This is a genomic window from Rhodococcus sp. (in: high G+C Gram-positive bacteria), assembly GCF_049591685.1.
GTDB lineage: Bacteria > Actinomycetota > Actinomycetes > Mycobacteriales > Mycobacteriaceae > Rhodococcoides.
Genome location: NZ_JBAWFH010000405.1, coordinates 1 through 7,503 on the forward strand (window position 1 = coordinate 1; position 7,503 = coordinate 7,503).

A 7,503-nucleotide genomic window follows, 5' to 3' on the forward strand; every position below is an offset into this window, starting at 1 on the left:
TATCGGGGCAGTGTGGTCTCTGGGGCTGGTGTCGTAGTACGACGCGCGAATGCCGAAGGGTGGCAGCCCGGCTCCGATGATGTTCGCGCGCTGCGTTTCTTCGGAGCTTTCCGTGGCATACGACATGCGTGACGATTGATCGACAGCGGATTCGAGCGGCGGCCAAACGTAGCTTGGGCACCGACCAACTACGGGCCGGACAGACGGACGCCATCGCGGCGATACTGGATGGCCACGACGTTTTGGCGGTCATGGCAACCGGATACGGCAAGTCGGCGATTTTTCAGACCGTGGCAGCAATGCTGGACGGCGTGACCGTCGTGGTGTCGCCCCTCATCGCGCTGCAGCAAGATCAGGTCGAGTCCCTGCGAGGACTGGAAGGGCGGTCGGCGCCGGTCGCTGCGGCTACTGCCGCGCGACCTGTCCGCGACGACATCGTCGGGATTTGAAAATGCGGGGCCCGGTGCGGATCACGGGCGGCTTCGATCGCCCGGAAATTCGGTTCGAAGTCGACACCCACGCGGACGAGTCGGCGACCTTCGACGCAGCAGTACGAGACGCCGCATGTCAGGACGGGCAGGGGCTCGTGTACGTCGACACCAGAGCCGACACCGAGAACCTGGCACGCGAATTATCGTCGACGGGAACAGAATTGCGTCGCAAGACAGCAGCGGCCTATCACGGCGGGATGAGGCAGAAGGACCGCGATCGCGTCGCCGAGGCGTTCGCGAAAGGTGATCTGGACCTAGTGGTTGCCACCTCGGCATTCGGAATGGGAATCGACAAGGGCGACATCCGATTCGTCATCCACGCAGCCGCGCCGGGTTCCGTCGACTCGTACTACCAGGAAGCCGGGCGACCGGGGAGAGACGGCCGGCCGGCTCTTGCGCGGTTGCACTACTACCCGGGTGACTTGTCGATGCAGCGATTCTTCGCGACCAGGAAGGTCGACGAATCTCTGGTTCGACGAGTCGTCGGCATACTGAACCATGCGGGTCGATCGCTGCCGTTCGGACGCCTGCGCGAACTGGTCGGCGCTCGGTCGCGCAAGCTGACCATGACGACCAATCTTCTGGTCGACGCGGGGGCCGTGATTTGTTCGCACGGACGCGTCACCGCTTCGGAGGGCACCACGACCGCCGATGCCGTCGCGGATGCAAAGTCGTTGTCGGAGACCGAGCGGAAAGTATGCGCGGTCCCGGGTGGAGATGATGCGCGGGATCACGGTCCTGTTCGACGAGCAGGGATACAAAACGTTGTCGCTCGACATCATCGGGGACGATCTCGACGCGACTGGCTGAGGCTGAAGCCGCGCCGATTACCGAAAACGTGTCTTCGCAAGCACGCCATGGACTTTCGCCTTTGGGGCGTCGACGAACCTGCCTCCACGGCCGATGCCGGCGTTCAACGCCGCGGCCGCAGGCGTCCGGCCGTCGAGGTCGAGTGCTTCGCCGACCGCCCTGATTCCGTCCTCGGTGCCGAGGTCGGCCACGACCGCGGTGACCGTGGTCCTGGCACCACCTGTTTGGCCGGCACCTAGTTGTCCGGCACCTATTTGTTCGGCACTTATTTTTTCGGCAAGGCCGAGCATGTCCGCGCTGTCGGCGACGGCGATGAGGTCGTATCCGTCTCGGGCGAACAACTCGGCGAGTTTCAATCCGATTTCGCTGGATGCGCCGGTCACCAGGGCAAGGGGTGGGGCTTCGGCCATGGATCTTTGTCCTTTCGTGGTCGAACCAGGTCGGTCATGCTGTGTCGAACGGTCCGGCGCGCGATGGACGTCCTGTCGTCCGACGTGTCCCATCTACGCGAGTCTGCGCTCGATGCCACGCCGATCGGCCGGCGACACTGCGCCGAAAGCATGTGCGATACCCAGCAACGCCTCAGCCTGCTCCAGATCGGAGCCCGGTAACGTCAGCGCGTGCTGTTCGCGGACGAAGCGGCGGGCGGAACGCCAACGCCAATTGTTGACCGGCCCGTAGCCGGCCCCGGATCGTTTCATCTTCGACTCCGCGGTCACGGCACGGTGATGCGCGTTGCACTGCTGGCACGTGGTCTCATGACCACTTCGATGGCTGCCGCAACAGTGTCGAAGCATTCGATGGGGGCACCCTTCCATGCGTGTTGGAGGCTCGACTGCAAGCCCGGTGAGCACGCAATAACGGTCTTGCATCTGTTGGCCGACATTCGCGTCGCCGCAGCACACAGCACGGATACCCCTGCTGGACAGACGAAACCGACGTCGAGCAAGTCGACGACCAGGGAGCGACCGCACACGATGGCTTCTGCGACGCATTCGCCGAAGACGGGCACCGTAGTGCGGTCGATGTCGCCGGTGACGCGGATGACCACGGGCCCACCGACGGGCTCGTCCACGGACATCGCAAACGCACTGTCTTCCAACAGAGTTGGGCCGCAGAACGACGAGCGAATGGTATCGGGACCGCTGTGTACCGAATGCAAGAAGACCATGGCGTGACACCTCCGGTTCGGTCGACTGAAGAGAGGTGCTCGAACGCTCAGGAGTGGGAGCAACTCCGCAGTCGTTGACTACTGACTACGGGCTGCTTTTCAACCACGTTGCGCAAGTCTAACAGCGCATGTGATGAGGGTACGGTCTCGTTTTCGACGTGACCGGGGTCAAAGGCGACTACTACCCCACGGTGGGGGCTCTCGGCGGACCACAGTCGGCAATCTTCTGTTTGCCTGCGTCGTCCGGTACCGGAGAACGCGCGCAAACGGGCCCCACGATGAAATCAGGTCGCGGAAAAGACTTCCCGGCCGCAGGTCAGCTTCGCAGGACTCCGGCCGACGCGGTCATGTATACGACCATCAACACGAACAGTGCCCATCCCGCGCCCTGCCAGATGAACCACGAACCCCCCGCGCGCCATACCCGGAGGGTCTGTACGAAGGCTCCCAGGCCTCCCAGAAGGAGGATGGTCGGAGGTCCAAGGAGAAAGACAAGACGCTCGGGGTTTTGGCAGACGAAGAACGCGGCGTCGCGACATTGGTCAGCGTTCGCATTGGCCAACAGAACCGACGCCACGATTACGACGGCCACCAGTCCGATGACAACCGCAACATAGATTGTCGTGGACCGCAGGCTTCGTGGGTCGTGCCAGCGCTTTTCGACGTCGTTTGTCAACATGGCCTCCTCAACCTGTCTATCGGCGGATCCGACGCGCACATCCTCGCCGCCATGTTCAGGTGTAGCCGTGTGCACGGTCGGCAAACATGGTGCCCTACAGGTGGGGGAGCGGGTCCCGTCGGTCAACTGCCGAGAACGACGAAGGGCGACATCGGAATCGATGTCGCCCTTCGTCGTGATGGTGTAACTAACGTTCGCCGTCGGTCTCCTGGTTGGCCGCTATCTGCTCGGGGGTTTCCCCGTTGGAGTAGCCGTTGGTTGCGGCAGAATGTGCGCCGTTTCCGTTCGTGTGGCCGTTGGAGCCGTTGCCGTTGGTGTGGCCGTTCGAACCGTTGCTGTTGGAGTGACCGTTCGAGCCGTTGCCGTATAGCGACGCCTGGTACTCCTTCAACATGTTCAATTGAGCGAGCTCACCGTGGTGGTGGGCTTCTTCCAGCGCCTTGCTTTCTGCGGTCGGATCCGGGCGGAAGAGCGATCCCGAGCCGGGCTTGCCGGCCGATCCGAGCTTGTTCATGCGCTTCGGGACGGCTGCACCCTGGTACGGCAGCGGAAGCGGGTGGCCGTGCTCGTCGACCGGCCCGAGCGGCTGGTGCACCTCGACGTACTGGCCGTGCGGCAGACGCTTGATGATGCCGGTCTCGATGCCGTGGTCGAGCACTGCACGGTCACTGCGCTGCAGACCGATGCAGAATCGGTAGGCCACGAAGTACGCGATCGGCGGCAGGATCAGCATGCCGATACGGCCGAGCCACGTCATGGCATTCAACGAGATGTCCAGCTTGTACGCGATGATGTCGTTGATGCACGACAGAGTCAGCACGATGTAGAAGGCCAGAACCATTGCGCCGATAGCGGTTCGGACCGGCACGTCGCGCGGACGCTGCAGCAGGTTGTGGTGCGCTGTGTCGCCGGTGAGCCGCTTCTCGATCCACGGGTAGGCGATCATCACCATGAACACGAGTCCCATGATCAAGGCGACCGCGAACACCGCAGGAATGGTGTACCTTCCGGCGATGTAGATATCCCACGCGGGCCACAGCCGCGCCAGACCGTCCGTCCACATCATGTAGAAGTCGGGCTGCGAGCCGGCCGAGACCTGCGACGGGTTGTACGGACCCAGGTTCCAGACCGGGTTGATCTGCAGCAGGCCACCCATCAGAGCCAGGATGCCGAAGGTCACCGCGAAGAATGCACCGGACTTGACCGCGAACACCGGAAGGATTCGAACACCGACGACGTTCTTCTCGGTGCGTCCCGGTCCGGGGAACTGCGTGTGCTTCTGGTACCAGACCAGCGCGAGGTGCGCTGCGATCAACGCAAGAATGATCGCGGGCAGCAACAACACGTGAGCGACGTAAAGACGCGGAATGATGATCGTGCCAGGGAAGTCACCGGCGAAGATCAACCAATGCAGCCACGTTCCGACGATCGGGACGCTCATCGTGATGCCGGAGAATGCGGCGCGAAGGCCGGTGCCGGACAGCAGGTCGTCGGGGAGCGAGTAGCCGAAGAAGCCTTCGAACATCGCCAGGATCAGCAGCAAGCAGCCGATAACCCAGTTGGCTTCACGGGGACGACGGAACGCACCGGTGAAGAAGATGCGCATCATGTGCACGATGATCGAGCACGCGAACATCAACGCTGCCCAGTGGTGGATCTGGCGCATGAACAACCCACCTCGCACCTCGAACGAGATGTCGAGGGTGGTGGCGTAGGCGCGCGACATGGTCACGCCGCGCAGCGGCTCGTAGATGCCGTTGTACTCGACCTCACTGAGGGAAGGATCGAAGAACAGCGTCAGGAATACACCCGAGATGAGCAGGATGACGAAGCTGTAGAGCGCAATCTCACCGAGGAGGAAGGACCAGTGCGTCGGGAAGACCTTGTTGATCTGACGGCGCAGCCCCGGTGCCAGGTGGTAACGACTGTCGACGTCGTTGGCCTGCTTGGCTGCGAGTGTTTGCAGTGAAGGACTCATAGATCACTCTCCGTGTCGCCGGGCGGGCGCTCCCAGAACGCGGGCCCGAGGGCTTCGATGAAGTCCCCACGGGCGACAAGGAAGCCTTCCTCGTTGACCGTGATTGGGAGCTGCGGCAACGCACGTGCAGCGGGGCCGAAGATCGGCTTGGCGTACTCGAGCGCATTGAACTGCGACTGATGGCAGGGGCACAGAATGCGGTTGGTCTGCTGCTCGTACAGTGACGTCGGGCAACCCAGGTGCGTGCAAATCTTGGAGTAGGCGAAGTAATCGCCGTAGTTGAAGCTTTCCTGACCCTTGCGCTTGATGACTTTCTGAGTGTCTTCGGTGCGCAGACGGATCAGCATTACGGAGTTACGAATTCCTCGCAGCGAGACGAGAAGCGCGTGATCGTCGTCGCGGTCCGCCTCACGGAAGGGAAACACCGTTTCCATAGCCCCAGCATCCATATCCTCGGGACGGACCAGAACGACGTCGTGTGGACGTCCGGTATCGCGCCGAAGGTAGATCGTTTCTCCAGGATAGCGCGGTGTCCAGCCGGAAACCCACAGCGGAGAATCGTCACCTTCTGCCCACGGATTCTTGACGAGGCCGCCGAGGGGGAGTAGGGCCATGATGCCGAGGGCGCCACCACCGAAGAACAACGATCGCTTGATGACCTTGCGGCGTCCGAGGGTCGACGTCTGGAAAGAATCACCCAGCTCTGCGACGACGGTGCGGCGATCGACCTCCGAAGACTGCCCGTCGTGGCGATCCTGGATGGACACCTCTTCGGGGATGAACTTCTTGGTGAACTGAACCGCCCCGACACCGACCCCGAGGATGGCAAGACCCATGGTGAGGCCGATCAGCGGGGTGTACAGGGAGTACGCCGCATAGTTCGCCTCGCCGCGGCCCGCGTACTGCCAGGGCCAGAAGAGGTAGATGCCGATGAACGCGACGGCCGAGATTCCCGCCAGCGTGAACCACGCGGCGACGCTGCGCTCGGCACGCTTCTCGGCCCGAGTGCCTTCGACGGCCCATCGGTTGCGACGGAACGCCACGTCGACGTGATCGAGGTTGGTTCCGAGCTCGACCAACTGCTCGTTGGTCATACCGGCGAGTTCTTCGTCGGTGTACTTCTTGTTCACGTCCACCTTGTCGACTTTCCTGCGGTCGCTATGGCTGCCATCGCCGGTGTTGCCACGGTTGTGTCCGGAACCGGCATCGCTCATGACCTTGCTCCGATCCACATGGTTGCGCCGACGACCGCCGCGATCCCGACGACCCAGATTGCGATCATTTCCGTTGCGGGACCGAAGCCACCCAACCCGAATCCGCCGGGTGAGGTGGTTTCCTGCGCCGACTTGACGTACGAGATGATGTCGATCTTCTCTTCCGGCGTCAGCTGACGGTCGGAGAACTTCGGCATGTTTTGAGGGCCGCTGATCATGGCGGCATAGATCTGCTGCTCGCTGGCAGGCCCGAGGGCAGGCGCGTACTTGCCCGAGGACAGTGCGCCGCCCTCACCGGTGAAGTTGTGGCACGAAGCGCAGTTGAGGCGGAACAGCTCGCTGCCGCGTGCGATGTCGCCGTCGGTCAGCGAGGACTGAGCGATGTCGCCGTTGGTCTCGCGGATGACAGTGGGTCCGCCACCGTTCGCCTGGATGTACGCGCCCAGGGCGTCGACCTGCTTGTCGTCGAACTTCGGTGGTTTGCGCTCTGCCTGAGCTTCGTTGCGCACCATTGGCATACGACCGGAGGAGACCTGAAAGTACACGGCGGCTTCACCGACGCCGATCAAGCTGGGCCCGCGGTCCTGTACGCCTTGCAGGTTTGCACCGTGGCAGGTGACGCACGACGTGTCGTACAGCTGCTTGCCCTCGCGGATGAGTGCGGCCGAATCTTGATCGGCCGTTGCCACCTGCGGAGTCGGAGTGAGTGCGGATGCGAGGAAGCCTGCGCTCAACAGACCCATCATCAGAACCAGGGCACCTGTCACGCGACGGCGCGTCTTACGGGCGCGACGGCTCTTGGCAGCGGAAGCGGGTCCGGCTGCCTCTGCTGCCGGGTTGCCTGATCCCGGGCTGTTGGCACCGGATGCTGCTGGGGGAGATGAACTCATCTTCTATCCCTTGTCGTGTCGGGACGGACCGAACGCCGGGGGCTGAAACTCGACGTCCGCTGCGGTTGGCGAAGTGAAAACACTTGATCTGCTCTGCGAACTAGCGGATGAAGTAGATGGTGGCGAACAACGCGATCCACACGATGTCGACGAAGTGCCAGTAGTACGACACGACAATCGCGGCGGTGGCCTGAGCCGGCGTGAACTTGCTGACCAAGGTGCGGGTGATCAGGAACACGAAGGCGATGAGTCCGCCGATGACGTGCAATC

Annotated in this window: 9 protein-coding genes; 2 read left to right on the plus strand and 7 right to left on the minus strand. The window is 62.7% G+C overall.

Annotation, left to right across the window (positions count from 1 at the left end):
- The first annotated feature begins 128 nt into the window (after positions 1-128).
- Entirely contained in the window at positions 129-449 is a 321-nt protein-coding gene (locus WBQ44_RS17220; RefSeq protein WP_495567890.1) for a DEAD/DEAH box helicase, read from the plus strand.
- A gap of 2 nt (positions 450-451) precedes the next feature.
- Complete coding sequence (locus WBQ44_RS17225) at positions 452-1,540, plus strand: helicase-related protein (protein WP_495567891.1); 1,089 nt, start codon at positions 452-454, stop codon at positions 1,538-1,540.
- A gap of 264 nt (positions 1,541-1,804) precedes the next feature.
- Here the strand turns inward: WBQ44_RS17225 and WBQ44_RS17230 are convergent, their stop codons facing one another.
- The 7 genes from WBQ44_RS17230 to WBQ44_RS17260 form a co-directional block, all read right to left on the minus strand.
- Positions 1,805-2,002, minus strand: a complete 198-nt coding sequence (locus tag WBQ44_RS17230; protein ID WP_495567892.1) for a hypothetical protein — start codon at positions 2,000-2,002, stop codon at positions 1,805-1,807.
- Positions 2,003-2,016: 14 nt separating this feature from the next.
- Positions 2,017-2,472, minus strand: a complete 456-nt coding sequence (locus tag WBQ44_RS17235) for an STAS domain-containing protein (RefSeq protein WP_495567893.1) — start codon at positions 2,470-2,472, stop codon at positions 2,017-2,019.
- A 316-nt stretch (positions 2,473-2,788) separates the two neighbouring features.
- Positions 2,789-3,151 (minus strand): hypothetical protein, encoded by a 363-nt coding sequence (locus WBQ44_RS17240; protein WP_495567894.1) that lies wholly within the window; start codon positions 3,149-3,151, stop codon positions 2,789-2,791.
- A 187-nt stretch (positions 3,152-3,338) separates the two neighbouring features.
- Complete coding sequence (gene qcrB, locus WBQ44_RS17245; RefSeq protein ID WP_495567895.1) at positions 3,339-5,129, minus strand: cytochrome bc1 complex cytochrome b subunit; 1,791 nt, start codon at positions 5,127-5,129, stop codon at positions 3,339-3,341.
- Entirely contained in the window at positions 5,126-6,343 is a 1,218-nt protein-coding gene (gene qcrA, locus WBQ44_RS17250) for a cytochrome bc1 complex Rieske iron-sulfur subunit (protein ID WP_495567896.1), read from the minus strand. Before qcrA ends, qcrB begins: the two co-directional genes overlap by 4 nt.
- Positions 6,340-7,233 (minus strand): cytochrome bc1 complex diheme cytochrome c subunit, encoded by an 894-nt coding sequence (qcrC, locus tag WBQ44_RS17255; protein WP_495567897.1) that lies wholly within the window; start codon positions 7,231-7,233, stop codon positions 6,340-6,342. Before qcrC ends, qcrA begins: the two co-directional genes overlap by 4 nt.
- Before the next feature lie 100 nt (positions 7,234-7,333).
- A partial coding sequence (locus WBQ44_RS17260; protein WP_495567898.1) for a cytochrome c oxidase subunit 3 occupies positions 7,334-7,503 on the minus strand: 170 nt, incomplete at its 5' end.